25 protein-coding genes and 1 pseudogene are annotated in these 26,704 nt (G+C 63.4%); 20 read left to right on the plus strand and 6 right to left on the minus strand.

The genetic code is table 11. The features are described 5' to 3' along the window. Positions 1-10 precede the first annotated feature (10 nt). Positions 11-562 carry an SRPBCC family protein gene (locus ACKAMS_RS06240; RefSeq protein WP_408988762.1) on the plus strand — a complete coding sequence of 184 codons (552 nt, stop codon included), beginning with the start codon at positions 11-13 and terminating at the stop codon, positions 560-562. A gap of 4 nt (positions 563-566) precedes the next feature. On the opposite strand, the gene ACKAMS_RS06245 is transcribed toward ACKAMS_RS06240, so the two are convergent. Beyond that, the gene (locus ACKAMS_RS06245) at positions 567-1,637 is read right to left on the minus strand and encodes a LacI family DNA-binding transcriptional regulator (protein WP_408988763.1); all 1,071 of its coding nucleotides are present in this window, start codon (positions 1,635-1,637) and stop codon (positions 567-569) included. A 159-nt stretch (positions 1,638-1,796) separates the two neighbouring features. Between ACKAMS_RS06245 and ACKAMS_RS06250 the strand changes: the two genes are divergently transcribed. Beyond that, positions 1,797-2,969, plus strand: coding sequence for an acyl-CoA dehydrogenase family protein (locus ACKAMS_RS06250; RefSeq protein WP_408988764.1), 1,173 nt, complete (start codon positions 1,797-1,799; stop codon positions 2,967-2,969). Further along, positions 2,966-4,114, plus strand: coding sequence for a CaiB/BaiF CoA transferase family protein (locus ACKAMS_RS06255; RefSeq protein ID WP_408988765.1), 1,149 nt, complete (start codon positions 2,966-2,968; stop codon positions 4,112-4,114). Before ACKAMS_RS06250 ends, ACKAMS_RS06255 begins: the two co-directional genes overlap by 4 nt. A gap of 54 nt (positions 4,115-4,168) precedes the next feature. Here the strand turns inward: ACKAMS_RS06255 and ACKAMS_RS06260 are convergent. Next, a pseudogene (locus ACKAMS_RS06260) lies at positions 4,169-5,169 on the minus strand (NADP-dependent oxidoreductase). A gap of 111 nt (positions 5,170-5,280) precedes the next feature. Here ACKAMS_RS06260 and ACKAMS_RS06265 point away from each other — a divergent pair. Continuing rightward, complete coding sequence (locus ACKAMS_RS06265; RefSeq protein WP_408988766.1) at positions 5,281-6,204, plus strand: alpha/beta fold hydrolase; 924 nt, start codon at positions 5,281-5,283, stop codon at positions 6,202-6,204. Further along, positions 6,201-6,632: a nuclear transport factor 2 family protein gene (locus ACKAMS_RS06270; protein ID WP_003940510.1), complete on the plus strand. Its 432-nt coding sequence runs from the start codon at positions 6,201-6,203 to the stop codon at positions 6,630-6,632. The genes ACKAMS_RS06265 and ACKAMS_RS06270 overlap by 4 nt, the downstream gene beginning before the upstream one ends. An 18-nt stretch (positions 6,633-6,650) precedes the next feature. On the opposite strand, the gene ACKAMS_RS06275 is transcribed toward ACKAMS_RS06270, so the two are convergent. Beyond that, positions 6,651-7,424, minus strand: a complete 774-nt coding sequence (locus tag ACKAMS_RS06275; RefSeq protein WP_408988767.1) for an SDR family oxidoreductase — start codon at positions 7,422-7,424, stop codon at positions 6,651-6,653. Positions 7,425-7,637: 213 nt separating this feature from the next. Between ACKAMS_RS06275 and ACKAMS_RS06280 the strand changes: the two genes are divergently transcribed. Then, a complete protein-coding gene (locus tag ACKAMS_RS06280; RefSeq protein ID WP_080909538.1) occupies positions 7,638-8,564 on the plus strand; it encodes a hypothetical protein in 927 nt (308 codons plus the stop codon). Here the strand turns inward: ACKAMS_RS06280 and ACKAMS_RS06285 are convergent. Next, positions 8,552-9,163 carry a phosphoribosylanthranilate isomerase gene (locus ACKAMS_RS06285; protein WP_029536967.1) on the minus strand — a complete coding sequence of 204 codons (612 nt, stop codon included), beginning with the start codon at positions 9,161-9,163 and terminating at the stop codon, positions 8,552-8,554. The two genes, ACKAMS_RS06280 and ACKAMS_RS06285, sit on opposite strands and share 13 nt — an antisense overlap. Before the next feature lie 86 nt (positions 9,164-9,249). On the opposite strand from ACKAMS_RS06285, the gene ACKAMS_RS06290 reads away from it, so the two are divergent. From ACKAMS_RS06290 to ACKAMS_RS06300, 3 genes are all read left to right on the plus strand, one after another. Continuing rightward, positions 9,250-10,551 carry an esterase family protein gene (locus tag ACKAMS_RS06290; protein ID WP_019745110.1) on the plus strand — a complete coding sequence of 434 codons (1,302 nt, stop codon included), beginning with the start codon at positions 9,250-9,252 and terminating at the stop codon, positions 10,549-10,551. A gap of 91 nt (positions 10,552-10,642) precedes the next feature. Further along, positions 10,643-11,872, plus strand: coding sequence for an acyl-CoA dehydrogenase family protein (locus ACKAMS_RS06295; RefSeq protein ID WP_020908942.1), 1,230 nt, complete (start codon positions 10,643-10,645; stop codon positions 11,870-11,872). A gap of 126 nt (positions 11,873-11,998) precedes the next feature. Next, complete coding sequence (locus ACKAMS_RS06300; RefSeq protein WP_070796070.1) at positions 11,999-12,595, plus strand: CatB-related O-acetyltransferase; 597 nt, start codon at positions 11,999-12,001, stop codon at positions 12,593-12,595. Between the two features lie 12 nt (positions 12,596-12,607). Here ACKAMS_RS06300 and ACKAMS_RS06305 read toward each other — a convergent pair whose 3' ends face one another. Then, on the minus strand, positions 12,608-13,213 hold the full coding sequence (locus ACKAMS_RS06305) for a hypothetical protein (RefSeq protein ID WP_047889833.1): 606 nt from the start codon (positions 13,211-13,213) through the stop codon (positions 12,608-12,610). A 67-nt stretch (positions 13,214-13,280) separates the two neighbouring features. Here ACKAMS_RS06305 and ACKAMS_RS06310 point away from each other — a divergent pair, with 67 nt between their 5' ends. Beyond that, the gene (locus tag ACKAMS_RS06310) at positions 13,281-13,634 is read left to right on the plus strand and encodes a VOC family protein (protein WP_020970627.1); all 354 of its coding nucleotides are present in this window, start codon (positions 13,281-13,283) and stop codon (positions 13,632-13,634) included. A gap of 88 nt (positions 13,635-13,722) precedes the next feature. Next, positions 13,723-15,015, plus strand: a complete 1,293-nt coding sequence (locus tag ACKAMS_RS06315; protein ID WP_024487294.1) for a M18 family aminopeptidase — start codon at positions 13,723-13,725, stop codon at positions 15,013-15,015. 11 nt (positions 15,016-15,026) lie between these two features. Here the strand turns inward: ACKAMS_RS06315 and ACKAMS_RS06320 are convergent, their stop codons facing one another. Continuing rightward, positions 15,027-16,004 carry a Dyp-type peroxidase gene (locus ACKAMS_RS06320; RefSeq protein ID WP_283308339.1) on the minus strand — a complete coding sequence of 326 codons (978 nt, stop codon included), beginning with the start codon at positions 16,002-16,004 and terminating at the stop codon, positions 15,027-15,029. A gap of 250 nt (positions 16,005-16,254) precedes the next feature. On the opposite strand from ACKAMS_RS06320, the gene purL reads away from it, so the two are divergent. From purL to purM, 9 genes are all read left to right on the plus strand, one after another. After that, positions 16,255-18,543: a phosphoribosylformylglycinamidine synthase subunit PurL gene (gene purL / locus ACKAMS_RS06325; RefSeq protein WP_019745104.1), complete on the plus strand. Its 2,289-nt coding sequence runs from the start codon at positions 16,255-16,257 to the stop codon at positions 18,541-18,543. 3 nt (positions 18,544-18,546) lie between these two features. Continuing rightward, the gene (locus tag ACKAMS_RS06330) at positions 18,547-20,331 is read left to right on the plus strand and encodes an alpha/beta-hydrolase family protein (RefSeq protein ID WP_020970624.1); all 1,785 of its coding nucleotides are present in this window, start codon (positions 18,547-18,549) and stop codon (positions 20,329-20,331) included. Continuing rightward, entirely contained in the window at positions 20,328-20,984 is a 657-nt protein-coding gene (locus ACKAMS_RS06335) for a CPBP family intramembrane glutamic endopeptidase (RefSeq protein ID WP_069145672.1), read from the plus strand. Before ACKAMS_RS06330 ends, ACKAMS_RS06335 begins: the two co-directional genes overlap by 4 nt. Beyond that, positions 20,984-21,373, plus strand: coding sequence for a sterol carrier family protein (locus tag ACKAMS_RS06340; protein WP_003939745.1), 390 nt, complete (start codon positions 20,984-20,986; stop codon positions 21,371-21,373). Before ACKAMS_RS06335 ends, ACKAMS_RS06340 begins: the two co-directional genes overlap by 1 nt. 126 nt (positions 21,374-21,499) lie before the next feature. Next, the gene (gene purF / locus ACKAMS_RS06345) at positions 21,500-23,077 is read left to right on the plus strand and encodes an amidophosphoribosyltransferase (RefSeq protein ID WP_003940541.1); all 1,578 of its coding nucleotides are present in this window, start codon (positions 21,500-21,502) and stop codon (positions 23,075-23,077) included. Between the two features lie 153 nt (positions 23,078-23,230). Then, positions 23,231-23,839, plus strand: coding sequence for an AIM24 family protein (locus tag ACKAMS_RS06350; RefSeq protein ID WP_020970622.1), 609 nt, complete (start codon positions 23,231-23,233; stop codon positions 23,837-23,839). A gap of 3 nt (positions 23,840-23,842) precedes the next feature. Continuing rightward, positions 23,843-24,520 (plus strand): AIM24 family protein, encoded by a 678-nt coding sequence (locus ACKAMS_RS06355; protein ID WP_003939918.1) that lies wholly within the window; start codon positions 23,843-23,845, stop codon positions 24,518-24,520. A 13-nt stretch (positions 24,521-24,533) separates the two neighbouring features. Further along, positions 24,534-25,280: an AIM24 family protein gene (locus ACKAMS_RS06360; RefSeq protein ID WP_019745100.1), complete on the plus strand. Its 747-nt coding sequence runs from the start codon at positions 24,534-24,536 to the stop codon at positions 25,278-25,280. Positions 25,281-25,487: 207 nt separating this feature from the next. Then, entirely contained in the window at positions 25,488-26,567 is a 1,080-nt protein-coding gene (gene purM, locus ACKAMS_RS06365; protein WP_003940225.1) for a phosphoribosylformylglycinamidine cyclo-ligase, read from the plus strand. Positions 26,568-26,704 lie beyond the last annotated feature (137 nt).

A 26,704-nucleotide genomic window follows, 5' to 3' on the forward strand; every position in this document is an offset into this window, starting at 1 on the left:
AGATCGAATCATGAGTGCCCAGCCGTATCAGCCCAGTGCCCTGTCCGACGTCACGGTGAGCGTCGACGGGGACGACACAGTCGTCAGCTTCCCTCGGGTGCTGCCGTATCCCGTCGAGAAGGTGTGGGAGGCGATCACCGACCCGGAGATGTTGGCGCAATGGACGCCGTACACCGCCGATCGGAATCTGAGCCGTACCGGTGACGCCGTGATCACCATGCTCACCGAGGACGGAGCCCCCGAAATGTCGCTGCCGGTCACCGTTCACGTTGTGGAGACCACTCGGTGGCTCGAACACGAGTGGGGCCCGGACGAATTGGTGTGGGACCTGACCTCGGTCGAGGGCGGCACCCGCGTCGTACTTACGCAGAGGTCGCGCGCCGAGGGGATGGCGTCGGCACTCGCTGCCGGGTGGCATTTGTGCTTCGACGTACTCGATGCCCTTCTGGCAGGCGAGCCCTTCGGACCGATCGTGGGCGAACGGGCGCGCGAGTACGGTTGGGACGCACTCAACTCCGGTTACGCGCGACAGTTGGGCATCGACGAATCTCAGGTTTGGTAGCTGCTCAGAGTTTGCGACTGGCAGGCTTTCTGGTGGAGGCTCGCACGATCAGTTCGACGGGAAGTTTCACGGATTCGACGTTCTTGCCGGAGATCAGTGCGAGTAGGTGCTCGAGCCCGGTCGCGCCGATCTTTCGGGCGGGGGACCTCACCGTTGTCAGGGGCACCGGGAGTTGCGAGACAACCGGAATGTCGTTGTAGCCGACCAGCGCAAGATCGTCGGGAATGCTCAACCCGAGATCACGGGCCACACCGAGTACGCCGATCGCGATGGTGTCGCTCACCGTGAAGACGGCGTCGGGGCGTGAATCTCCACCGAGCAATGTGGCCGCCGCATCGACACCCCCTTGAACTTCGAACTCGGACGCCACTATTCGGTTCGGCGGCAGTTCCAGACCGGCTTCGGTCAGGGCATCGCGGAAACCCGCGACGCGTTCCCGCGACGTGCTGGCGTGATCCGGCCCCGCGATCACTCCGAGATCGCGATAGCCGCAGTCCAGTAGATGCTTCCCCGCGAGGTAGCCGCCGAGGCGGTCGTCGCCGCTGACAAAGGGAAGACCTCGGTTCGGAGACGACGTCGCCGAGTCGATGTGCCGGTTCAGCAGCAGGATCGGCAGTGAGAGCAGGGGGAGCGAGTCGACGAAATCGGTACCCGGCAGGTGGATGCTGCTCAGCATGAGACCGTCGACCTGTCGGCTGACCAGGAACTCGACCGCTTTGCGCTGTGCGTCCAGATCGTCGGGTGGGCTGGAGAGCAGGACGGAGTACCCGGCTGCGGTGGCGGCTTCCTCGATGCCTTGGAACATCGTGGCCACCACGACGTCCGTCAGCCTCGGCATCACGACGCCGATGGTGGTGGTCTTGCGGGTACGCAGGCTGGCCGCCCACAGGTTCGGTTGGTAGCCGAGTTCCTCGGCAACCTGACGAACTCGGAGTGCGGAGTCGGACCAACCGTCGGCGGGCTCGGGCTGACGGAGGACCCGCGACGCCGTCGAGATGTGGACCCCGGCCTGGTCGGCGATTTCGCGCAGCGTTGGCGGACGGCCGTTGCTGCGGTTCGACGGATCGGGCGTCATCTGCGTCGGGGCTCCTGGTGTGCGTCGGTTCTGAGTCGGTTCTGAGTCGGTTGGCTGTTCGGGGATTGACGGGTGTTCAACCGGGCTCTACTGTAGGCGATGCAAACGATTGCGCAATCGTTCTCGCAAAGGATTGCGCCCGAGAACACTGGAGGCCCCGTGACCACGCCGCAGTCCCTGTCCGAGCTTTTTGCCATCGACACCCTGCTGGACGCCGAGGAGATCGCGATCCGCGACACGGTCCGCAAGATGGTCGACGATCGCATCCGCCCGCACATAGGCGAATGGTTCGAAGCGGCAGCACTGCCGGCGCGTGAGCTGGCCAAGGAACTGGGCGCGCTCGGCGTTCTGGGTATGCACCTCGAGGGCTACGGCTGTGCCGGAATGAGTGCCACGGCGTACGGGTTGGCCTGCCAGGAACTCGAAGCTGTCGATTCGGGCATTCGCAGCCTCGTCTCGGTCCAGGGCTCGCTCGCCATGTTCGCGATCCACCACAACGGAAGTGAAGAGCAGAAGGAAGAATGGCTCCCGCGGATGGCGGCGGGTGAAGCCATCGGTTGTTTCGGCCTCACGGAACCCGATTTCGGATCCAACCCCGGCGGTATGCGAACCAACGCCAAGCGCGACGGCGACGACTGGGTCCTCAACGGAACCAAGATGTGGATCACCAACGGCTCCATCGCGGACGTCGCCGTGGTCTGGGCGCGAACAGACGACGGCGTGCGCGGATTTGTCGTTCCCACCGACACTCCGGGATTCTCCGCCCCCGAGATCAAGAACAAGATGTCGCTGCGTGCGTCGGTCACCTCGGAACTGGTGCTCGAGGACGTGCGTCTTCCTGCCTCGGCGATGCTGCCCAAGGCACGCGGACTTTCCGGCCCGCTCGGCTGCCTCAACGAGGCACGCTTCGGCATCATCTTCGGCGCGATGGGCGCCGCACGTGACTGCCTCGAGACCGCGATTTCCTACGCGCGTGATCGCAAGGTCTTCGACAAGTCGCTCGCCGCGTACCAGATCACCCAGGCCAAGATCGCCGACATGGCAGTCGAATTGGGCAAGGGGCAGTTGCTCGCCATCCACCTCGGACGCCTCAAGGACGCCGGGACGGTTCGCCCCGAGCAGGTCAGTACCGGCAAGCTCAACAATGTCCGCGAGGCCATCAAGATCGCCCGTGAATGCCGCACCATTTTGGGCGCCAACGGCATCACGCTCGAGTACCCCGTGATTCGGCACGCCAACAACCTCGAATCCGTTCTCACCTACGAGGGCACCTCCGAGGTTCACCAGCTCGTGATCGGTCGCGCTCTCACCGGTGAAGAAGCGTTCCGGTGACGGTCGACGCTGTCGGAGCACTCGACGGGCTGGTGATCGCTGATTTCGGTCGCGTCCTCGCCGGCCCGTACGCCACGATGATTCTCGCCGACCTCGGCGCGGAGGTAGTCAAGATCGAACGTCCGGGTGTCGGCGACGACACTCGTAGTTGGGGTCCGCCATGGGTCGGGGACGAGTCGAGTTACTTCCTGTCGGTGAACCGCAACAAGAAGTCGGTCACTCTGGATCTGCGCGAGCAGGAGGATCTGGAGAGTGCGCGTGAGTTGGTTCGCGGCGCGGATGTAGTGGTTCAGAACTTCCTGCCGGGAACGATGGACCGGCTGGGATTGGGTTACGACTCTGTGCGAGAAATGAATCCGCGTGCGGTCTACTGCTCGATCAGCGGCTTCGGTGGCAACAACTCTTTGCCGGGATACGACCTGTTGATCCAGGCGGTGGGCGGATTGATGAGTATCACCGGCCCCGATTCCAAGACTCCCACCAAGGTCGGCGTCGCGGTGGTCGACGTCATCACGGGCCTACACGCCAGCGTGGGAATCCTTGCAGCGCTGCGCCATCGCGATCGAACGGGCGAAGGACAGCACGTCGAGGTCAATCTGTTGTCCTCGTTGCTCTCCGCGCTCGCCAACCAGTCGTCCGGCTACGTTGCCGCGGGCGTGGTGCCTCAGGCAATCGGCAATCGACATCCGAGCATCGCACCATATGAGGTATTCGACACCGCGGACCGTCCGCTGGTCCTCGCTGTCGGCAATGACCGGCAATTCGGTTCGTTGACAGAGGTTCTCGGAGTTCCCGAACTTGCCGCGGATGTGCGGTTCATCTCGAACCGGGATCGGGTCGCGCATCGAGAAGAGTTGTTCGATACCGTCACTGCTGCATTGGCCAAGGGCACTGCAGACTCGTGGTTCGAGGCGCTGACCGAGCGAGGTGTCCCGTGTGGACCTCTCAACGACATCGCCGACGCGATAGCGCTGGCGGAGCGACTGAATCTCGATCCGGTGGTGTCCATCGACGACCCGCGTCGCGATGCACCGACCCGGCAGGTAGCCAATCCGATTCGGATGAGCGGCACGCCGGCAACCTATCGGTCGGCCCCGCCGCGGTTGGGGGAGGACAGCGTTCCCACTCCGTCGGGAGTCAGTTGACCCAAGCGAATCGGCCACCGGAATACCGGTGGCCGATCTGCGTGTGTGGGTGACTCAGCTGACCTTCAGGACCAGCTTTCCGGTGTTCGCACCGGCGAAGAGAAGGTTGAGGCTGTCGCCGAACGCGTCGATACCCCCGTCGACGACGTGCTCGCGGGCAGTCAATTCGCCACTCTTGATCCACTTTCCGATCTGCTCCTGCGCTTCTGCGTAGCGATCGAGGTAGTCGAAGACCACGAAGCCGGCCATCGTGGCCCGATTGACGAGAAGTGACAGGTAGTGCGCGGGGCCTGGCTGAGGCTCGGTGGCGTTGTAACCCGCGATGGCGCCGCAGATGACCACCCGAGCGCCCAGGCGCAAACGGGAGAGAGCAGCGTCGAGAATTTCTCCGCCGACGTTGTCGAAGTACACGTCGATACCGTCGGGAGCATTGGACTTGAGCGCCTTGTAGACGGATTCGTTCTTGTAGTCGATGGCGACATCGAAGCCGAGGTCCTCGGTGAGCCACGCGCACTTCTCCGGACCGCCGGCGATGCCGATGACCCTGCATCCGTGGAGCTTTGCGACTGACCGACCAGGCTGCCGACCGCGCCCGCGGCACCGGATACGACGACGGTGTCACCGTCTTTCAGCTTTCCGACGTCGAGCAGTCCGAAATATGCGGTGACGCCGGGGAATCCGAGAGCTCCGAGCCAGGTCGGTAGGGGAGCGATCGATTCGTCGACCCGGGTCACATCTGTTCCGTCGGACACTCCGTACTCGGAAGCGCCGAACGATCCCGCCACGATGTCCCCGACCTGGTAATCGGGGTGTTGGGATTCGGTGATGCGTCCGACGCCGTGGGCGCGCATGACGGAACCGAGCTTGACCGGCGGAACGTACGACTTGACGTCGTTGAGCCAACCGCGCATCGCGGGGTCGAGGGAGAGGTATTCGACCTTGACGACAAACTCGCCCGGTCCGGCGGACGGGATCTCGGCATCGACGTATTCCCAGGTGGAAGCGTCGGGAAGTCCTGTCGGGCGGGCGGCGAGGCGTACTTGGCGGTTGGTCATCTCTCCCCTTCGGCGAAACGAATTGAACTTGAGGCCGGATTCAATATAGGTGATGGATCACGAACTGGGAAGAGTTGGATGAACCGATTGACGACTATGTATGTTCGATCGATGAGCAATGTGGTCGAAGACGCGCCTGGTTGGTTCACTCGGGCGTTGGCAGCGCCGGTCGAGACGGGGTCGGTGGAGGTCGAGGGTGCCTCGGTGCACTTTCGGGCTTGGGGGCCGGCGGGGCCGGGAATCGTGCTGATTCACGGCGGCGCCGCCCACAGTCGCTGGTGGGATCACATTGCGCCGCAGTTCGCCGAGGGGCGCCGCGTCGTCGCTCTCGACTTGACGGGCCACGGCGACAGTGACACTCGCGACGCCTACGCGATGTCCCAGTGGGCTCGCGAGGTGCTGGCGGCGGCCGAGGCAGGGGGAATCGACGGCAAGCCGATTCTGGTGGGGCACAGTATGGGTGGGATTGTTTCTTTCGTGGCCTCGCATCTGCATGGCGAACTGTTGGGCGGGGTTGTCATCATCGATTCTCCGCTCAAGGCGCGTACGCCCGAAGAGGAGGCAGCTCGACGCCAGAATGCGTTCGGCCCCAAGAAGGTTTATCCCACCAGGGAAGACGCGATGGGCCGGTTCCGCTTCGTTCCGCCGCAGGATTCGGGTCTGCCTGCGGTGCGTGACCATGTGGCGGCCACGTCGATGGAGGAAGTCGAGGGCGGTTGGTCCTGGAAGTTCGATCCGAATTTCTTTCTCCGAGTAGGCGCCGAAGATGTTCTCGACAGTGAACCACGTTGCCGCGTAGCCTATTTCCGAGCTGAGAACGGTATCGTGTCCGATCGACTCATGGAGCACATGCGCGGATTGTTCGGGCCGGAGGCCATCGTGGCGGAGATTCCCGAAGCCGGACATCACGTCATGATCGATCAGCCGTTGCAACTCGTGACCGGGGTGCGAACTGTGTTGAGTGCGTGGTCCGTCGCAAGTCAAGTGCCGGTAGATCAAGCGGCAGGTAACGTCGAGGGAAGGGTAGAAGCATGAGCACGGAATTGACGCTCGAACCGAAAGTCGAAGCTGCACTGAAGTTGTGGCACACCATGATCGAAACCGGCGATCTGTCGGCGCTACCGACGATCGTCGCGCCCGACGCGCAGTTCCGATCGCCCACGGGATTCAAGCCGTACCAGTCCGCGGATGCCGTTGTGCTCATTCTCAATACGGTGATCCAGGTGTTCGAGAACTTCGAGTACCACCGTCAGTTCGCCGGAGCCAACGGTCGGCAGGTCGTGCTCGAATTCAGTGCGAACATCGGCGATAAAAGTCTCAAGGGAATCGACATGGTCGAATTCGACGAGGACGGCAAGATCGTCGATTTCGAGGTCATGGTGCGTCCGGCCAGCGGGCTCGCGGCTTTGGCTGCCGAAATGGGTAAGAGGCTCGGGCAGACGCTACCGACCTACAAAGCCTGAACTGAGTCCGGCCAAGGCTCAGTTCGTACTGAATCCGCCGTTGGAGTGAAGGAGTTGTCCCGTAATCCAGCCTCCGGCGTCGGACATCAGAAACCGAACGAGGTTTGCAGTGTCGCCGGGAGTACCCAGCCGGCCGGCAGGAGTCTGGAGGGTTGTGGCCTGTTTGATCTCCGGTGTCATCCATCCTGTGTCGATAGGTCCTGGGTTGACGACGTTGGCTCGTATGCCGCGTGATCCAAGTTCGACTGCGGCGGCGATGACGATGCGGTCGAGAGCGCCCTTGCTGGCCCCGTACGGAAGATTGTGGGCCGCATGGTCGCTGGTGAGTGCGATGATCCGCCCGGCCACCTGACTGACGTCGCGCTGTTCCGGAAGCCGTTCAGCGAACGCTTTGATCAGCAGCCAGGAGGCGCGAGCGTTGACGGCGAAATGTCGTTCCCAGCTCTCGACGGTGGTATCGAGGATCGAGCTGTCGACGCTTTCGCAGTGCGAGAGCACCAGCCCACGAAGGTCATTCCGCGATGCGGCAGCGTCAACGAGCTGTGCGGCCGCATCCGGCGAGGCCAGATCTCCGGGAACCAGGTCGACACGGCTCCCGAGTGCGCGACACTTCTCGGCAACGTCCTGCGGATCGTGCGCTCCGCGGACGAACCCGACGCGTTCGTCATAAGGCGCCCAGTAGCCGATCGTCAGATCCCAACCATCCTCGGCGAGACCCAATGCGAGGCTTGCTCCGATCGACTTGCTCCGGCCGACGCCGGTGATCAACACGGTCCCGCGCTTGTCAGACACTGCTCGCCTCCAGAGATGTCCTGCAATTCAAATGGGGTGAGGTCACTTCAGATGGAAGCATCACTGTAGCGGGCGAGCTGTCGACTGTATCGAGCGAGCTGTCGCCGTAGGTGCCTCGACCTGACCAGTGTCTTGACACGGCGCTGGTCACAGCGTTTGACTGAGATGCAAGCTCGAGTTGATTCGCCGGACTGTGTCCCGGGAGGTTGACCTATGCGCGGCAATGGAATTGCAGGCAAGGCTTTCTCAGGCGAGGGCTGTAGACGTGGACAAGAATCTCACCGAGCAAGGTCTCATCGCGGGACCGTCTCGGTTCTGGCTTTGTTTGGGGTGTGCGTACTTTCGTTTGCCACCACTCAGATGGCCGGCGCGCAACCGGTTGCAGAGAATGTCGATACCGGGTTCGTGATCCCTTTTGCCGGGGCACCGGTCTACGAGAGCGTCGCGCCCACGCAGATGACTACTCCGGATCAACTCAACCAGCCGCTCGGTCAGCAGACTGCGGAAAAGATTGCCGCGCAGATCGGACTCGAGCCAGCCGACGCTTTGACCGAGGAGCAGTATCGCGACCTCATGGCCGGCGGTGGGGTCGGTGGCAATCTCGAGGATGCCGAGGTGATCGACGAATGCGCCCGGATTCTCACCAATACGAACGGGCGGCCCCTCTATTCCGGCACTACGCCGTCGGTTCTGGCCAGTTACGGGTTGTACGTGAATCCCGACGGATTGCTGGAGAGTCCGGCTAACGCGGATGCGCCGACGCGACAGGTGAATACGCTGATCGCCCCTGGCGGTTTTGTGGGCACCTGGTTGCGCAACAACGGTGCGACGCACACTCTGATTGCGCTCTATCAGTCGGCATACACGGTGCAGGCAGTCTACGGATTTGCAGCGCAACAGATTTCGGGAGCAGCGCAGCTGGTGACCAACACCAAAGGCGATGTGAGTTCGGAAGTCGGCATGTCGATGGCGCCGCCGCTCTGGATAGTGAACTTCGCACTGCTCTACATCTTGAAGCCGTCACTGGCGGCGGCCATGCCTGCGCACTGGGCTCCCATTCCGCCTGCCGTTGCCGACGCCGTGAAGGCGAGTCCCACCGGTCAAGTCGCCTTCAGTGACTACGCGTCCTATTTCGAGTGATCGGTCTGCCGGACAGCGCTGACGAACTTCTCGATCAAAGCGTGGTCCTTGACGCCCCTCGACGATTCGACGCCGCTGGAGACATCGACGCCCCAGGCACCGGTGGCATCCAGCGCGTCGCGCACGTTCTCCGGGGACAGTCCGCCCGCCAGGATCCACTGGCCGTGCGGGCGTGATTGCTGTTGTGCCCAGTTCCACGGCACCCCGGATCCGGCGTCGGCGCCGTCGATCAGGAGCTCGTCCTCACCGAGGTCGAGGTTGTAACCGTCGCGGACGTTGCTGGAGACAACAGCGCGGATGACAGTGAGGCCGGCGTCGTGCAAGCGCTGCACTTGCTCGGCGTCGACCAGATCGTGAATCTGCACGGTACGAAGACCGGTGATCGCGGCGATCTCGAGGACCTGATCGATCGGGTTGCCGAGAAAAACTCCGATTGCCCGGATGTGTTCGGGGATTCGTGCAAGAAGATCGACTGCGAGTGCGGGGTCGACTTTGCGGACGCTCTCGGCGAAGACGAAACCGATGGCGTCGACGCCCAGGCCCACCGCGAGGTCGACCGTGTCAGCGTCCCGCAGCCCACAGACCTTGATGAATGTCACCTGATACACAGTACTAGCGCCGTCGCCGTACCAGCGTCGTCGTCTAGCCTCGTGCGTGCGACATTTCTACGTGCGAGAGGCTTGACGTGGACTGGCTCTACCGAATCAGTTTGATCTCGGGACCACTGCCGGTGATCCTGACTGTGCTCGGGGTCCTGGGTGGTGTGTGGCTGCTCGGTTCGAACGTCCGCTGGTACTACCGCAGAGCGGTACCGATCGCGGGGCTGATCGCGCTGGTGATCATGATCGCCGTCTGGATCACCGTCGAAAAGGTGATCGTGCCGTTCCCGGATCCCATCGAGATGTCGATCTACGTGTGGATCGGAATCGGTATCTACGCGCTGCTACTTCTCGGGCCGCGAATCAAAGCGGGCGGAACCGTAGCCAAGGCGGCGCTGTCTGTGGTTGCGACTTTGCTGGTCATCGTCACCGCCGCGACGCAGATCAATCTGGTCTTTGCTGCCTACCCGACAGTGGGAATTGCCTTCGGACACGACGATTTCGACCGCATATCACTCAGCGAAGTTCCCGGTCCGACGGATCCTGTTGTCACCGGCGATCCCACCGACACGGTGTGGAAAGCGCCGGAAGGCATGCCGATTCGCGGACGAGTCACGACTTTGCCTGTTCCCGGAACGATTTCGGGATTCTCCGCGCGCGATGCCCAGGTGTATCTGCCGCCGTCGTACTTCACCAATCCGCGTCCGCTTCTTCCCGTGCTCGTGCTCATGGCCGGTCAGCCTGGCAAGCCGGAGGACTGGCTTCAGGGCGGAAAGCTGACCGCGACAATGGATGCTTTTGCCCGGGATCACGAGGGGTTGGCTCCGGTCGTAGTGATAGCCGATGGAACAGGTTCGCAGATGGCCAATCCGCTGTGCACCGACTCGTCGCAGGGCAAGGTCGGCACGTATCTGGCAAAGGACTTGCCCGCTGCGGTGGCGAATGCGTTCCAGATCGACACGAACCCGAGGGCGTGGGCCATCGGTGGCCTCTCTTACGGTGGTACTTGCTCACTGCAGATGGCTACCAACTACCCCGACGTGTATCCGACGTTCCTCGATCTCTCCGGTCAGTTGGAGCCCTCGCTCGGTGACCGACAGCGAACCGTCGACGAGATATTCGGCGGCGACGAGGCGGCATTCGTGAAGGTGAATCCGATGGACCTGCTGGCGACCCGGAAGTTCCCGAACTCGGGCGGAGTGTTTGTGGTCGGAACAGATGACAACGAGTTCAAGCCCGGCCAGCAAAAGGTGTACGAAGCGGCCAAAGCGGCCGGAATGGACGCCAGATATCTCGAGCTTCCCGGTGGTCACAGCTTTTCGGTGTGGTCGGCCGGCGTCGAGCAGGAGCTGACGTGGATCTCGCAGCGAATGGGTCTGATCAGCTGAATCCTGTTCCGGTTTTGGAACGTGTTCTATATTCGGTGTGTGGCTGCCGTTCGGCAGTCTCTCGATCGTTCACCGACTGGAGTTCAGGCACATGTACGAGTGGTCCGACACCGACCTGATGTTCCGCGACGCCTTGCGGGGCTTTATCGACAAAGAGGTGCGACCTCACGTCGACGAGCTCGAAAGTGGTGCGCTGCCGCCGTTCGACATCATTCGCAAGCTGTACTCGACCTTCGGTCTGGCCGACATGGCACGCGAGGGCCTCGAGAAGTCGCTCGCGCGCGAGCGCGGCGATACTCCGTCCGGTGACGGTGAGAAGTCGAGCGCCTTCAGCGGCGCAGGCAGCATGGGCGTTGTGCTCAACAGCGAATTGGCCGGCGTCAGCCTCGGTCTTGTCGCGTCGTTGGGCGTCAGCCTCGGATTGGCCGCCGGAACTATCCGCAGCCGCGGCACACTCGCGCAGAAGGAACGCTGGCTCCCCGGCTTGGTGACATTCGAAACCGTCGGTGCATGGGCGATCACCGAACCGGACTCCGGCTCGGATGCCTTCGGCGGTATGAAGTCCTACGTACGCCGCGACGGTGACGACTACATCCTCAACGGCAACAAGACCTTCATCACCAACGGTCCGTACGCCGACGTGATGATCGTCTACGCAAAGCTCGACGAGGGGGACGCTTCGGTTGATCGTCGTGACCGCAAGGTGCTCGCCTTCATCCTCGACAAGGGCATGGAGGGGCTCACACAGAGCCCGCCGTTCAAGAAGATGGGAATGAACTCCTCGCCGACGGGTGAGCTGTTCTTCGACAACGTCCGTATCACCAAGGATCGTCTGCTCGGCGAAACCGAGGACAGCGGAAAGTCCGACGGAAAGTCCAGCGCCAAGGAGAGCTTTGCCGCCGAACGCATCGGCATCGCATCGCTCTCGCTCGGCATCATCAACGAATGCCACCGTCTGAGCATCGAATACGCGAAGTCCCGCAAACTGTGGGGACGTGAGATCGGGCAGTTCCAGCTCATCCAGCTCAAGCTCGCCGAGATGGAGGTCGCTCGAATCAACGTGCAGAACATGGTCTTCAACGCGATCGAACGCACCGCGGCCGGAGACAAAGTGAGCCTGGCGGAGGCGTCGGCGATGAAGCTGTACTCGTCGCGCGCAGCGACCGAGGTCGCGATGGAAGCCGTGCAGCTGTTCGGTGGAAACGGCTACATGGCCGAGTACCGAGTGGAGCAGTTGGCGCGTGATGCCAAGTCGCTCATGATCTATGCGGGCAGCAACGAAATTCAGGTCACCCATATCGCCAAGGGCCTCCTGGGCTGACACCGGAACGTTTTCGCTGGTCGGTCGACCGCAGCAGGAACCGGATAGTCTTGCTGCGGTCGGCGACACCGCGCCGACGGATCGGAGTAAGCAGTGAACGCGCCAGATCCCACAAATGTTCATCCGATGGCCGGGCAACCACGAGTGGTGTTGCTGAAGCCGTTGATCGACAACCCGTTGATCGAGGTAGGGGAGTACACCTACTACGACGATCCGGAGTTCGCCGAAGAGTTCGAGACTCGAAACGTGTTGCATCACTACGGTCCCGACAAACTGGTGATCGGAAAGTTCTGCGCCCTGGCCACCGGTGTCACCTTCATCATGAACGGCGCAAATCATCGTATGAACGGTGTCTCCACTTACCCGTTCCCGATCATGGGCGGCGATTGGGCCCGGCACATGGATTTGGTGCAGGATTTGCCGTCGCGCGGTGACACCGTCGTGGGGAACGACGTGTGGTTCGGCGGGAACGTGACAGTCATGCCCGGTGTCCGGATCGGCCATGGGTCGATCGTGTCCACCGGCGCCGTCGTAACGCGCGACGTCCCGGACTACGCAATTGTCGGCGGCAACCCGGCGATGGAGATCAAGCGCCGCTTCAGCGCTGAAGACATCGAGAAGTTGGTGCGAATTGCGTGGTGGGACTGGCCGATCGAGAAGATCACCCGCCACGTCCGAGTGATCTCGGACGGTAGTGTCGCGGAACTCGAAGCGGTCGAGTGATCTCCGCGCCCGCTAGTTCGTTCGTGTGAGCGAGTAGTTCCGGACATAAAGCAGGGCGGCCGCGAGAAGGCCGACGGCAAGACCTGTTGCGGTGAAGGTGATCAGGTTCGGCTCGAGGTCGAAGTGGATAACGGCCGATGCCGGGTAGGGGTTCTGAGGGTCGCGCGGTTCGGGAAGGACCACCGAATAGAAGGTGGGCGGCCAGATTCGTCCGACAACGGCAACCGCGAGTCCGTAGGCTGCGCCGAAAGCTGAAAGGGCAAGCGGAAGAGCAAATTTTCTACCGTGCGCGTCGCGGGCCAGTCGCCATCCCGTCGCGTTCAGTATCGCCGAGACGACAACGGCGACAGCCGTTCCGACCATCAGGAACCAAGCGGCCGCGGGGAACCAATGTGGTGCGTCGGAGTAGCTGTAGCCGTCGATCACCCACATGTACCCCGTCTTGCCGTCCTCTATCGGCGGCGGTGGTGGAGGTTGGATGCCGATATGTTCTGTCCGCGTGGATGGCGTGGCAAATCGCCAGGCGAGCACTCCGAGGACGCTCAGGAGTAATCCGGTCGCGATGAAAACTGCGAAGAGTGGTTCTGCAACGCGGTTGCGAAGCGTAGTGAGTCGCATTCGAGGATCGTCTCATCTCAGCCCGAGATCGAGACTCTTTGTCGGTGGCTTGCATTAGCTTGTGCGCATGACTCTCACACTCGGCATGATCACTTTCGACAGTCTCGATCCCGGTCCGCTCGCAACGTGGTGGGCGGCGCAGTTGGGCGGAAACATCGTCGAGGAGAACGACGGTTGGTTCTACATCGTCGCGGTCCCTGACAGCGCCACCAACTTCGCATTCCAGAAGGTCCCGGACCCCACTGCCGGCAAGAATCGCATCCATCTCGATTTGGGGAGTCCGGATCTCGACGCCGAGGTGGCGCGGCTCGTCGAGGCCGGAGCAACCGAGCACCACCGGGAGAACATGGACGGTTTCCGCTGGGTGACGCTCCTCGATCCTGATGGGAACCAGTTCTGCGTGTCCGGTCCTCACGCCTGAGCTGACAGGTTCTGAGCTCACCCGATTCGCGCCCACTGATTTCGTGCCCACTGATTTCGCGGGCACCGATTCGGGCATGATGAGGGGCATGACTTCTCAGACTTCTCGGACCGGGGCCGACGCAGTCGGCCTGTGCAGCTTCGTCGATTCGTCACCGTCGCCGTTCCATGTGTGCGCGACGGTGGCGACCGAGCTGACGGCCGGTGGGTTCGTCGAAGTCCACGAAACGCAGTCGTGGCCCGCCGAGCCCGGACGGTACTTCCTCGTGCGCGGTGGTTCGCTGATTGCCTGGAGCACCGAGGGCGTGGGAAACACCGCTCCGTTCCGGATCGTCGGAGGTCACACCGACAGCCCGAATCTGCGGGTCAAACAGCATCCCGACCTCACTTCGGCCGGGTGGCAGATGGTGGGCCTCGAACCGTATGGTGGTGCGTGGCTGAACTCTTGGCTCGACCGCGATCTCGGTATCTCTGGCCGATTGAGTGTCCGGGTGGGAAACACGGTGGAGCAGAAGCTGGTTCGCATCGACGACCCGATTCTGCGTGTTCCGCAGTTGGCTATCCACCTGTCCGAAGATCGCAAGGGCGTGACGCTGGATCCGCAGCGGCACGTCAACGGAATCTGGGGAGTGGGTTCGAAACCCAAGTCGTTCATCGGCTTTGTCGCCGAGCGTGCGGGTGTAGCCGCGTCGTCGGTTCTCGGCTGGGAATTGATGACACACGATCTTGCGCCCAGCGCAGTCGTGGGGGTGGACAAGGAATTGGTCAGCGCCCCTCGGCTGGACAATCAGGGCACGTGTTATGCAGGGACACAAGCACTTCTGGCCGCAGTCGAGTCACCCGGTCAGCAGGTCCCGGTGCTCGCACTCTTCGATCATGAAGAGGTCGGCAGCATGTCCGACCGTGGAGCTTTCTCAGATCTGCTGAACACCGTGCTCGAACGGATCGTGTTGGGGCGCGGTGGTGGCCGCGAAGAATTCCTGCAGGCGATGGCGGGCTCGGTGTGTGCGTCGGGCGACATGGCTCACGCGACGCACCCCAACTACCCGGACCGCCATGAGCCCGCTCATCGGATCGAGATCAACGGTGGGCCTGTACTCAAGGTGAACCAGAACCTGCGATACGCCACCGATGCGGCAGGTGCAGGCGAATTCGCGCTCGCGTGTGATCAGGCGGGAGTGCCGATGCAGCGCTACGTCCACCGCGCCGATCTGCCGTGCGGCTCCACCATCGGACCCATCACGGCATCACGGACCGGACTGTCCACCGTCGACGTCGGCGCGCCCCAGCTCGCGATGCACTCGGCCCGCGAGTTGATGGGCGCGGCAGACGTCCGCATGTATGCCGACGCGCTCGGTGCCTTCCTCACGCCTCGAAGTTAGAGGTCGCGTAGTTAAAGTGCTGAGAGCCCGGCGGGTGCGGCCGGGAGACCCTCGAAGAAGTCGGCGCTCGGTGTGAAGAACATCGAGCCCGTCACAGCCGTCGAGAAGTCGAGTAGTCGGTCGTAGTTGCCGCGGGGGTCGCCGAGAAACATGTTCTCCAGCATCCGTTCGGTGATCGCAGGCGTGCGGCAGTAGCCGATGAAATAGGTGCCGATCTCGTCGTCACCGAGGCGCCCGTACGGCATGTTGGCACGCAGGATCTCAAGAGCCTTGCCGTTCTCGTCCTTGATCGCGTTGAGCGCGACGTGCGAGTTGGCCGGCTTCACGTCGGACGTCATCTCGATGTCCTCGAGCTTGCTGCGCCCGATCACACGCTCCTGCTCGTCGACGGTGATTGCTTCCCAATCGCGCATCTTGTGGATGTAGCGCTGGATATGGACGTAGCTGCCGCCGGTGAACGCAGGATCCTCGTCGCCGACCGTCACTGCAGCGACGGCGTCGCGGCCGACCGGATTCTCGGTGCCGTCGACGAAGCCGATGAGGTCGCGGTTCTCGAAGTACTGGAAGCCGTGAACCTCGTCGACCACCGTGGCCGCGCCGTGCAGTCGCTTCGTGATCTGCCGAGCCACCTCGAAACACGCGTCCATACTCATCGCGCGGATGTGGAAGAGCAGATCACCGGGAGTCGACGGCGCCGAGTGGACGTCACCCTGCAAAGCGGTGAACGGGTGCAGCAGCGCAGGGCGCTGACCGGCGAACAGTCGATCCCAGGCCAGCGAACCGATGCTCGTCACGACGTCCAAACCCGATCCAGGGACACGCAGCCCCACAGCCCGCTGCAGGCCGGCGACATCGGCGAGCAGTTCTCGTGTGGTGTTCTCGCCACCCGGATTCACGGTCGCGACCAGGAAAATTGCAGCCGGAGTGAGGGGAGTGGTCACCGACTGGGACTGTGCCGTGAGGTCGGCTTGACGAACATCCTGGGGCATGCGAGACCTTTCGAGGGAAAGAATGAACCGGCCTGACCTTAAGAAAACCGACCGGATTACCCAAACCGGGGCGGGTGTGACGGGCGATACTTCGCAGGCCCGGAGGTGTTGCGGGTGCTGCCGTCTGCGGAAGTCGTCGGCCCACACCGATAGACTGTCCCCCGGCACGTTCTTTCGTTGGGCACATTCGTGGTGTCCCGCTCCGCGCCGGCTTGCCTCTTGACTCCCGTAGGGAAGGGACCACTCTCCAGTGTCTGCTCACCAGGTCGATACCGTCACGCACGCATCGGCTGATCCCGATGCCGCTCAGCCGTTCAAGGAGCTCGGTCTCAAGGACGACGAATACGCACGCATCAAGGAGATCCTGGGCCGCCGTCCCACGGACGCCGAACTGGCGATGTACTCGGTGATGTGGAGCGAGCACTGCTCGTACAAGTCCTCGAAGGTCCACCTCGGATACTTCGGCAAGACCACCACCGACGAGATGCGCGCCAACATGCTGGCCGGAATCGGCGAGAACGCCGGCGTCGTCGACATCGGTGACGGCTGGGCAGTCACGTTCAAGGTCGAGAGCCACAACCACCCGTCGTACGTCGAGCCCTACCAGGGTGCGGCAACCGGTGTCGGTGGCATCGTCCGCGACATCATGGCCATGGGTGCTCGCCCGATCGCCGTCATGGATCAGCTTCGGTTCGGTGCTGCTGACGCCCCCGATACCCGCCGCGTCGTCGACGGTGTCGTGCGTGGTGTCGGTGGATACGGAAACTCCCTCGGCCTCCCCAACATCGGCGGCGAGACGGTCTTCGACGAGTCCTACGCAGGCAACCCGCTGGTCAACGCACTGGCAGCCGGCGTCATGCGCGTCGAGGATCTGCATCTGGCCTTCGCTTCGGGTGCAGGCAACAAGATCATCCTGTTCGGCGCACGCACCGGTCTCGACGGCATCGGCGGCGTCTCGGTTCTTGCGTCGGCGACGTTCGACGACGAGGGTGGAGACACCGGCGGACGTAAGAAGCTCCCTGCGGTTCAGGTTGGCGACCCCTTCACCGAGAAGGTGCTCATCGAGTGCTGTCTCGACCTCTACAAGGCCGGCCTCGTTGTCGGTATCCAGGACCTCGGCGGCGCCGGACTGTCCTGCGCCACCTCCGAGTTGGCTGCGGCCGGCGACGGCGGCATGCACATCAACCTCGAGAAGGTTCCGATGCGCGCCACCGGCATGACCCCGGCCGAGGTGCTCTCGAGCGAATCGCAGGAGCGCATGTGCGCCGTGGTCACGCCCGAGAACGTCGATGCGTTCATGGAGGTCTGCAAGAAGTGGGACGTCCTGGCCACCGATATCGGCGAGGTCACCGACGGTGAGCACCTCACCATCTCCTGGCACGGCGAGACCGTCGTCGACGTTCCCCCGCGCACCGTCGCTCACGAAGGCCCGGTCTACAACCGTCCCGTCGAGCGCCCGGCAAGCCAGGACGCGTTGATCGCGAACACGACCGCCGGACTGAAGCGTCCCGAAACCGACGCCGAGCTCGAAGCGACCCTGCTGAAGATGATCGCCTCGCCTGCCCTGTGCAGCCGCAAGTGGATCACCGAGCAGTACGACCGCTACGTCCGCGGTAACACCGTCCTGGCCGAGAACGCCGACGGCGGTGTCATCCGCATCGACGAGAAGACCGGACGCGGAATCGCACTGTCCACCGACGCTTCGGGCCGCTACACCGCGCTCGATCCGTACACCGGCGCGCAGCTCGCATTGGCTGAGGCTTTCCGCAACGTGGCAGTCACGGGCGCAACGCCCAAGGCCGTCTCCAACTGCTTGAACTTCGGTTCGCCCGAGGACCCGGGTGTCATGTGGCAGTTCCAGCAGGCTGTTCGCGGCCTCGCCGACGGCTGCGCCACCCTCGGCATCCCCGTCACCGGCGGCAACGTCAGCTTCTACAACCAGACCGGATCCACGGCCATCCTGCCGACGCCGGTGGTTGCCGTCCTCGGTGTGATCGACGACGTTCACCGCCGTATCCCGACGGGCCTCGGACTCGAGCCTGGCGAGACGCTGATCCTGCTCGGCGACACCCACGACGAGTTCGACGGTTCCATCTGGTCGCAGGTCGAGCACGGTCACCTCGGTGGCGTGCCGCCGAAGGTCGACCTCGCCCGTGAGCAGCTGCTTGCGGACATCCTGCTCGCCTCCTCGCGTGACGGACTGGTCACCGCAGCTCACGACCTCTCCGAGGGTGGACTGGCCCAGGCTGTCGTCGAAGCCGCGCTGGCCGGCGAAACCGGTTGCCGCATCCTGATTCCCGAGGGCGCAGATCCATTCGTGACCCTGTTCTCGGAATCGTCCGGACGCGTCCTGGTTGCGGTTCCTCGCACCGAGGAGACCCGCTTCACCGGTATGTGCACCGCTCGCGGCTTGCCGTGGACGCGTATCGGGGTCGTCGACGAGGGCAGCGACTCCGTCGAGGTCCAGGGACACTTCTCCGTCACGATGGCTAAGCTCCGTGAGGCCTTCGAGGGAACGCTGCCCGCACTGTTCGGGTGATAGATGGTCGATTCCGGAGAACTGACTTCTTCTGACAGCCAGCCGCAGGAACACCACCTGCGGCTGGCTGTTCCCGCATCTCTCGAGAAGTTCGACAACCGCTTCACCGAGTGGGCGTGGGGGCTCCTCAAACTCGACTTCACCGGCATCGCGTTTGCCGCGTTCTTCTTCTGCTGGTCTCTGACGCCGTCGTTGCTGCCGCGCGATTGGCTCTTCCAGGGTCTGATCGGCGGCATCAACTCGGCCATCGGCTACGGCGTCGGCACCGCGATCGGTTGGGCTGTGGAGCGATACCTGCTCAGCGGTCGACGGTGGTGGCCCCTGCCCGAGCCGGTGCCTTCCGCGATCAAGGTCTTCGTACCGGTCGCATCCATCGTCGCGGCGATCATCATGTTGGTCTACGCCGCCGGGTGGCAACGCGAAATTGCGGCGCTGACCGACGCCGAAGGCACGACCACCTCCGGCTACATCCGAACCCTCGGATTGAGCCTCTTCATCGGCGGCCTGCTCATCTCGATCTGGCGGGTCCTCCACGATCTGGTGAAACTGATTGCCCGACAGCTGATGCGGCGGTTCCACTGGTCGCGGTCTGTGGCCAATGGTGTCGGCGTCCTGGTTGTCACCGTCCTGTTCTTCATGTTGGTCGACGGCGTCCTCGTCCGCGGAATCTATGCCGCGACCAACTCGATCTTCAGTCTGCAGAACTCGACCACTCGCGACGGCGTCGTCGAACCGCAGGATCCGATGAAATCGGGCAGCCCCGAATCTGCTGCTCCCTGGGACACATTGGGGTTCGAGGGGCGCAACTTCGTCTCGCGTGGACTGGACGCCCAGGAACTCGAAGCGGCAACCGGTAACCCTGCGATGGATCCGATTCGCGTGTATGCCGGACTCGAAAGCGCCGAAGATCCCGAAGAGCGTATGGATCTGGTCATCAAGGAACTGGAGCGAACCGGCGCCTTCCAACGCAAGGTCCTTGTGGTCATTCCGACGACAGGTACGGGGTGGGTCAATCCCACTGCGGCACAGGCAATCGAACTTGTACATGGCGGCGACACTGCTCTTGTCGCCAGCCAGTACTCGTACCTGCCGAGTTGGATTTCGTTCCTCGCAGACCAGGAGAAGGCGCAAGCTGCCGGGCGCCTGTTGATCGAGCGGGTACACGAAAGATGGCTTCAGGAACCGGAAGCCACCAGACCGAAGTTCATGGTCTACGGCGAGAGCCTCGGCGTCATGGCCGGCGCGGGGGCATTCGACACACTGCAGGCGGCGCGCGATACCGCCGACGGAATTCTGTGGGTAGGTCCGCCGAACGCGACGCAGTTGTGGCGTTCGATCGAGAAGAGGCGCGATCCCGGCACTCCCGAAGTGGCGCCCGTGTACGCGGACGGTCTGGCCGGAGTCCGGTTCGCGGATCGCTCCGAAGACATCCCGACCGACGGTATGACGTGGCCGCAGCCGCGAGTTCTGTTTGTCCAGCATCCTTCCGATCCGGTGGTGTGGTGGTCACCCGACCTCATGTTCAACCGGCCCGAGTGGCTCAAGGAAGTACCGGGGTTCGACCGCTCACCGTCGATGAAATGGTTCCCGGTCGTGACGTTCTGGCAGGTGTCCGCAGACCTCGGTAACGCCGCGGGAGTTCCGGACGGTCACGGTCACAATTACGGAACCTCCGTTCTGGACGCCTGGATCAGCGTCGCCCAGCCCGAGGGATGGACGGCCGCAGAAACCGAGCGGGTGCGGTCGGCGTTGGTTGTCGCCGTGAAGTCCGAGGGCCCCGAGAAGTGAAGGGAGTCGCCTCGATCGCGCTCTCCGCCGCCGCGATCACCTGGAGCAACGTCGTGCTTCCGGCATTCGGTCTTTCGCCTCGCGCTCGCGCCGTGGTCAACACCGCGGCCGGTCTGTCGGCCATCGGAGTCTTACTCGCACGTGGTTACACCCGCGAGGAACTCGGATTGGCACACACCGGAATTCGTGGTGGTGCCCAGTTCGGCGGAGCCGCGGCCGGGGCGGTCCTCACCGGATACAGCGCCGCTCTGGTTGTCCCGTCCTTGCGTGCGACACTCGCTGCCGACGAGCGAGCAGACGGCCGTGAGGACTTCCTCGAATGGATCATCTTGCACATCCCCTTCGGCACGGTGCTTTCCGAGGAACTGTTGTTCCGTAGCGCGATGTCCGCAGTCTGGAATCGTGAGCTGAACCGTCCCACCGCGCAGGCTGTTCATGCACTGACTTTCGGGTTGTGGCACGTCGCCCCCGCCCGCGGTGCCGGCGACAACGTTCCCGCTGCAGTGGCATTCACCGGCGCGGCGGCACTGCTGTTCGAGTGGCTGCATCGCAGGGGTGGCAGCGTCCTCGCACCGGCATTGCTGCACCTCGCGACCAATGCCGGTGGCGCACTTGCCGTTCGTATCGCTACTCGAAGACAGGGAGTGAACTGATGCCGCCCCGCCGCGCCGTCGACCCCGCCGAATTCCGTGCCGCAGTCCTGGCTGTCGGCCCGTGGCTTCGCGATCCGGAACTTCCGAAGCCTTCTCGCGCTGAACTCGGCGCCGCAGTGAAGATGAGTGCGCGCACTCTCGAACAGATCGCCCCCGGATCGAGCGTCGAGGTGCGGGTGCCGCCGTTTGTCGCCGTGCAATGCATCGAAGGTCCACGTCATACGCGCGGAACCCCGCCAAACGTTGTCGAGACGGACGCTCGCACGTGGTTGCAGATGGTCACCGGACTGCTCGAGTTTTCCGAGGCCGCAGGTGACGGGCGAGTCGACGCCTCAGGGAGCCGCGCCCCCGAAATTGCGCACTGGCTCCCACTGCTCCGGTTGGCGTAGTGACAGAGACCATCCGGTTCGCTTCGGCGTGATCTGAGGCCCAAGGCTGCCCTCAGGGGAAGTGTGTCCCAAAATGGCCGTAGACTGTGGATGCCCCCCAACCCCTGCCCACAAAGGGAGCGCCCGGTGACTCGTGCCGATCTGTCGGTCAACAGTCCAAATCTCCTCGCTTCGAACCCGTCCGACGAGGACGAGAACGAGCCCCGCGAAGAATGCGGTGTATTCGGCGTCTGGGCGCCGGGAGAGGATGTGGCGAAGCTCACTTATTACGGCCTGTACGCACTTCAGCACCGTGGTCAAGAAGCTGCCGGCATTGCGGTAGCCGACGGCTCCCAGGTGTTGGTGTTCAAGGATCTCGGCCTGGTCAGCCAGGTATTCGACGAACAGACTCTCGCAGCGATGCCAGGACATGTCGCCGTCGGACATTGCCGTTACTCCACCACCGGTTCCACGACGTGGGAGAACGCGCAGCCCATCTTCCGTACGACCACTGCCGGTACCGGCATCGCGCTCGGCCACAACGGCAACCTGGTCAACACCGCTGAACTCGCGAGCCGCACCCGTGCAGCCGGCCTGGTCAACGACAAGCGCCCCAATGCCGCGACTTCCGACTCCGACCTCATCGGTGGTCTCCTGGCACACGCTGCCGGCGACAGCACCATCGAACAGGCCGCGATGGAATTGCTTCCCACGTTGGAGGGCGCGTTCTGCCTCACCTTCATGGACGAGCACACGCTGTACGCAGCGCGCGATCCGCACGGCATCCGCCCGCTCTGCCTCGGTCGACTCGACCGCGGTTGGGTAGTCGCCAGCGAGACCGCAGCCCTCGACATCGTCGGCGCGTCGTTCGTTCGCGACATCGAACCCGGTGAGCTACTCGCGATCGACGCAGACGGCGTCCGCTCCTCGCGTTTCGCGAACCCGACTCCCAAGGGTTGTGTCTTCGAGTACGTCTACCTCGCGCGTCCCGACAGCGTCATCGGTGGCCGTTCGGTCCACTCGACCCGCGTCGAGATCGGCCGTCTGCTCGCCAGCGAGCACCCCGCCGAAGGCGATCTGGTCATCCCCGTTCCCGAGTCCGGCACCCCCGCCGCCGTCGGGTATGCCCAGGGTTCGGGCATTCCTTACGGCCAGGGTTTGATGAAGAACGCCTACGTCGGCCGTACCTTCATCCAGCCGTCGCAGACGATCCGTCAGCTCGGTATCAGGCTCAAGCTCAACCCGCTCAAGGAAGTCATCCGCGGCAAGCGGCTTGTGGTGGTGGACGATTCGATCGTCCGCGGTAACACTCAGCGTGCGCTCATCCGGATGCTCCGCGAAGCCGGCGCCCTCGAAATTCACGTCCGTATCGCCTCGCCGCCGGTCAAGTGGCCCTGCTTCTACGGCATCGACTTCGCCTCACCGGCCGAATTGATTGCCAACGGCGCAGGCGGACAGGATGCGACGTTCGAGGAAATGCTCGACGGTGTGCGTCGTTCCATCGGAGCGGACACGCTCGGATACATCTCCACCGAAGGCATGATCGCCGCGACCGAGCAGCCGGCCAGCCGTCTGTGCGCCGCATGCTTCGACGGGACCTACCCGATCGCGCTTCCCAAGGAAACGTCGATCGGCAAGAACGTCCTCGAGGGGATGCTCGAGAGCACCGCAGGTTCGACGGCCACTCGCGACAACGACAACGCGAGCGCGCTCAGCCGCCCCTGAACACCGAAAGCTGCAAAGCGCCGAAAATCGATAGCCGAGAATCTGCCGTCCACAACATGTGGGCGGCAGATTTTCTGTTCCACGACTTTCCGTTCGACGACACGGCATACGTCGTGAGCATCTGGCATAGTGCCCTCCGTGGCGCAACTGAGAATGGATGGGCACCGGGTACTGGTCGCAGACCTGGTGGGGGACACCATCAAAGCGATCAACGGTTCGATGGTGGCGTACGAGGGTGCGATCACCTTCAAGAACGCCGGTATGGGCGGTGGCGGAGGGTTACGTGCCGCGCTGAAACAGAAGGCGGCAGGTGAATCACTGTCCCTGATGGAAGTCAGCGGACAAGGCACCGTCTACTTCGCGGTCGACGCCCAGGACATCACGATCATCGAACTCGACAACGACGCTCTGCACGTGGAAGCGTCACAGTTGCTCGCACTGGTCGGACAGCTGCGAACCGATGTGAAATTTGCCGGCCTCCGCGGCGCAGGTTCCGGACAGGGCTTGTTCACGACGGTCGTCAGCGGCACAGGTCTGGTGGCCGTGCTGTCGAAGGGCGGACCGATCATCGCGCTCGAAGTCAGCCCGCAGTATCCGCTGGTTGCCGATCCCGACGCATTCGTCGCTCACCGCGGCCAGCTCAACCAGAGCTTCGTCACCGACGTCACCTGGCGCTCCGCGATCGGCGGTGGCAGCGGTGAAGCGTTCTCGCTGCGATTCGACGGATCCGGAGTCGTCTACATCCAGCCCGAGGAGCGCTGAACCATGCCGTTGGAATTGGTGAACAGCAAGGTCGTCAAGTCGACCCTCGCGCCTGGCCAGAACGTGCTCGCCCGCACCGGGTCGATGCTCTACTACACCGGTGACGTCCGCTTCATCCCGCACAGCATGGGCGGTGGGCCAGGCGCCATGCCGAACATGGGCGGTATCGCCGGGATGGCCGGCCGCATGATGTCCGGCGAGCATGCACGCATGATGGCGGCCGAGGGAAACGGTGAGGTCTTCTACGGGCACGCCGGTTTGTATGTCGAGGTCATCCACCTCGACGGTTCGTCGATGCTCACGGTCGAAGCCGACCGACTCCTCGCACACGACGGTTACCTCCAGAGTTCGATAGTCGCTCTCACGTCGCAGGGCGGTGTGCGCGGAGCGGTACGCGGAGCGATGACCGGTCAAGGACTGTTCACGACGCAGTTGCACGGCCAGGGAAGCGTCGCGGTTCTCTCGCACGGGGGCGCGATTCCGTTGCAGGTCGGTCCGAACAATCCTCAGGTCGTCGTCGACCCGCAGGCATACGTGTGCCACATCGGTCAGATCAACGTCGACATCTCCGCGAACGTCGGCTGGCGCGAGGCCGTCGGCAAGGGCTCGGGGGAGTCCATCCAGCTGAAGATGACCGGCGCCGGCACCGTCTGGGTCCAGGCGTCCGAGCAGAAGTTCTGAGAGGGCAACGAGCATGGGTATCGAAATTCACAATCCGGCAACTCTGCCCGCCAACGACAACGTCCCGGGCAACGACTACGCCTTCTGCGTCGAGATGGCCGGACAACCGTGGTTCACGTCCAAGGGCGCGATGATCGCGTACTACGGAAACATCAACTTCGAGCCGCTCGGGCGCACGAGCATGACGGCGATCGTCGCGGCCAGGTTCTCTTCGCCGCTCTACGCGGACGACTGGGTGCTCGCCCAGGGGCAGGGCAAGTTGATCCTCGGCGACCGCGGATTCAACATCAATTCCTACGACCTCGACGACGGCAACCTCACGATTCGCGCGGCCAATCTCCTCGCCTTCGAGACGAGCCTGGACCTCAAACAGTCCATCGTCCCAGGCTTTTTGACGCTGCTGGGAACGGGCAAGTTCCTGGCGTCGTCCAACGGCCCGGTCATGTTCGCGGAGCCGCCGCTGCGCATCGACCCGCAGGCGTTGGTGGGTTGGGCCGACTGCCCGTCGCCGTCCCATCACTTCGATGCGGACTGGATGCAGAGCTTCCTGGGCGCGGTTCGGGGAAGCATGTTCGGCGCGAATACCGGTGAAGAACGCCAGTTCGATTTCACCGGAGCCGGCACGGTGCTGATCCAGTCGAGCGAGAAGGTCGTCCACGACGGGCACCTCCTCAAACACATCGAATCCGAGACCGTTGCACTCGGGCAGAACAGTCTGCGAGCGCTGCACTCCTCGATCGGTGCGCGGCTGCAGAACTGACGTCTCGGGGTACGCGAGGTCTCACCGAGGGGGCCGGTCCGGTAGCGTATGGGCGTAATCGTCGGTATTTGTGTGCGCGCTCTGGGTCTCGAGTCGAACGATCCATCTCGCGTCACGAGGATTGCAAACACTTCACATTGCAAGACCACTTACCTGTGCACGAGCAATACGTGCTCGCGAGAAATACAAGGCTGGAGTAGTAACCCGATGACCGAGGACAGTCACCGCACCGCAGGCGCCTCCTACGCGGCAGCAGGAGTCGATATCGCCGCAGGCGACCGGGCGGTGGAACTCTTCGCCCCTCTGGCCAAGAAGGCCAGCCGCCCCGAGGTCATGGGTGGCCTCGGTGGTTTCGCCGGCTTGTTCTCCCTCAAGGGTGACTACAAGGAGCCGCTGCTCGCCGCATCGACCGACGGCGTCGGAACCAAGCTCGCTGTCGCGCAGGCGATGGACAAGCACGACACGGTCGGACTCGACCTCGTCGCCATGGTTGTCGACGACCTCGTCGTCTGTGGCGCCGAGCCGCTGTTCCTTCAGGACTACATCGCTGTCGGCCGGGTCATCCCCGAGCGCGTCGCGGAATTGGTCAGCGGCATCGCCGAGGGCTGCATCCAGGCCGGTTGCGCTCTCCTCGGTGGCGAGACCGCCGAGCACCCCGGCATCATGGCTGACGGTGACTACGACCTCTCCGCCACCGGCGTCGGTGTCGTGGAGGCCGAGAAGCTGCTCGGACCGGACCGCGTTCGCCCCGGCGACGTCGTCATCGCCATGGGCTCGTCGGGGCTGCACTCCAACGGTTACTCCCTGGCCCGCAAGGTCCTGCTCGAGATCGACCGCATGAACCTGAGCGCACACGTCGACGAGTTCGGCCGCACGCTCGGTGAAGAATTGCTCGAGCCCACCAAGATCTACGCCAAGGACTGCCTGGCACTCGCTGCCGAGACCGACGTGCGCACGTTCTGCCACGTCACCGGTGGCGGCCTTGCCAACAACCTCGCGCGCGTCATGCCCAAGGGCTTGGTCGCCGAACTCGATCGCGGAACCTGGAGCCCCGCTCCGGTGTTCGCGATGATCGCGCAGCGCGGACGCGTCGAGCGCGCCGAGATGGAGCAGACCTTCAACATGGGCGTCGGCATGGTTGCCGTCGTGGCGCCCGAGGACGTCGACCGCGCACTTGCCGTCCTGACTGCACGCCACATCGACTGCTGGACGCTCGGTAGCGTCAAGAAGGCGTCGGACGCCGCTGCAGAGCGTGCGTTCCTGGCCGGAGACCACCCGCGCTTCTAGGCCGCAACGTCAGCTGCCCCATCGGAGAGATCCGGTGGGGCAGTTTTGTGTGTCCGTACAAGCAGGCGCGGGGCAGAAAATGGAACGCAAAAATGAGGAAGAGCGATCAGCTCTTCCTCATTTCACAGTCTGCGCGG

Origin of the sequence: Rhodococcus sp. 5A-K4, from assembly GCF_046097995.1 — a bacterium.
Lineage (GTDB): Bacteria > Actinomycetota > Actinomycetes > Mycobacteriales > Mycobacteriaceae > Rhodococcus_F > Rhodococcus_F erythropolis.

Excerpts from the sequence above, each read along its gene's own strand:
- ACKAMS_RS06240 (WP_408988762.1), top strand. The coding sequence starts at position 11 with ATGAGTGCCCAGCCGTATCAGCCCAGTGCCCTGTCCGACGTCACGGTG.
- ACKAMS_RS06245 (WP_408988763.1), bottom strand. The coding sequence starts at position 1,637 with ATGACGCCCGATCCGTCGAACCGCAGCAACGGCCGTCCGCCAACGCTG.
- ACKAMS_RS06265 (WP_408988766.1), top strand. The coding sequence starts at position 5,281 with ATGAGCAATGTGGTCGAAGACGCGCCTGGTTGGTTCACTCGGGCGTTG.
- ACKAMS_RS06270 (WP_003940510.1), top strand. The coding sequence starts at position 6,201 with ATGAGCACGGAATTGACGCTCGAACCGAAAGTCGAAGCTGCACTGAAG.
- ACKAMS_RS06280 (WP_080909538.1), top strand. The coding sequence starts at position 7,638 with ATGCGCGGCAATGGAATTGCAGGCAAGGCTTTCTCAGGCGAGGGCTGT.
- ACKAMS_RS06295 (WP_020908942.1), top strand. The coding sequence starts at position 10,643 with ATGTACGAGTGGTCCGACACCGACCTGATGTTCCGCGACGCCTTGCGG.
- ACKAMS_RS06300 (WP_070796070.1), top strand. The coding sequence starts at position 11,999 with ATGGCCGGGCAACCACGAGTGGTGTTGCTGAAGCCGTTGATCGACAAC.
- ACKAMS_RS06305 (WP_047889833.1), bottom strand. The coding sequence starts at position 13,213 with ATGCGACTCACTACGCTTCGCAACCGCGTTGCAGAACCACTCTTCGCA.
- ACKAMS_RS06310 (WP_020970627.1), top strand. The coding sequence starts at position 13,281 with ATGACTCTCACACTCGGCATGATCACTTTCGACAGTCTCGATCCCGGT.
- ACKAMS_RS06315 (WP_024487294.1), top strand. The coding sequence starts at position 13,723 with ATGACTTCTCAGACTTCTCGGACCGGGGCCGACGCAGTCGGCCTGTGC.
- ACKAMS_RS06320 (WP_283308339.1), bottom strand. The coding sequence starts at position 16,004 with ATGCCCCAGGATGTTCGTCAAGCCGACCTCACGGCACAGTCCCAGTCG.
- ACKAMS_RS06330 (WP_020970624.1), top strand. The coding sequence starts at position 18,547 with ATGGTCGATTCCGGAGAACTGACTTCTTCTGACAGCCAGCCGCAGGAA.
- ACKAMS_RS06340 (WP_003939745.1), top strand. The coding sequence starts at position 20,984 with ATGCCGCCCCGCCGCGCCGTCGACCCCGCCGAATTCCGTGCCGCAGTC.
- ACKAMS_RS06350 (WP_020970622.1), top strand. The coding sequence starts at position 23,231 with ATGGATGGGCACCGGGTACTGGTCGCAGACCTGGTGGGGGACACCATC.
- ACKAMS_RS06355 (WP_003939918.1), top strand. The coding sequence starts at position 23,843 with ATGCCGTTGGAATTGGTGAACAGCAAGGTCGTCAAGTCGACCCTCGCG.
- ACKAMS_RS06360 (WP_019745100.1), top strand. The coding sequence starts at position 24,534 with ATGGGTATCGAAATTCACAATCCGGCAACTCTGCCCGCCAACGACAAC.
- purM (WP_003940225.1), top strand. The coding sequence starts at position 25,488 with ATGACCGAGGACAGTCACCGCACCGCAGGCGCCTCCTACGCGGCAGCA.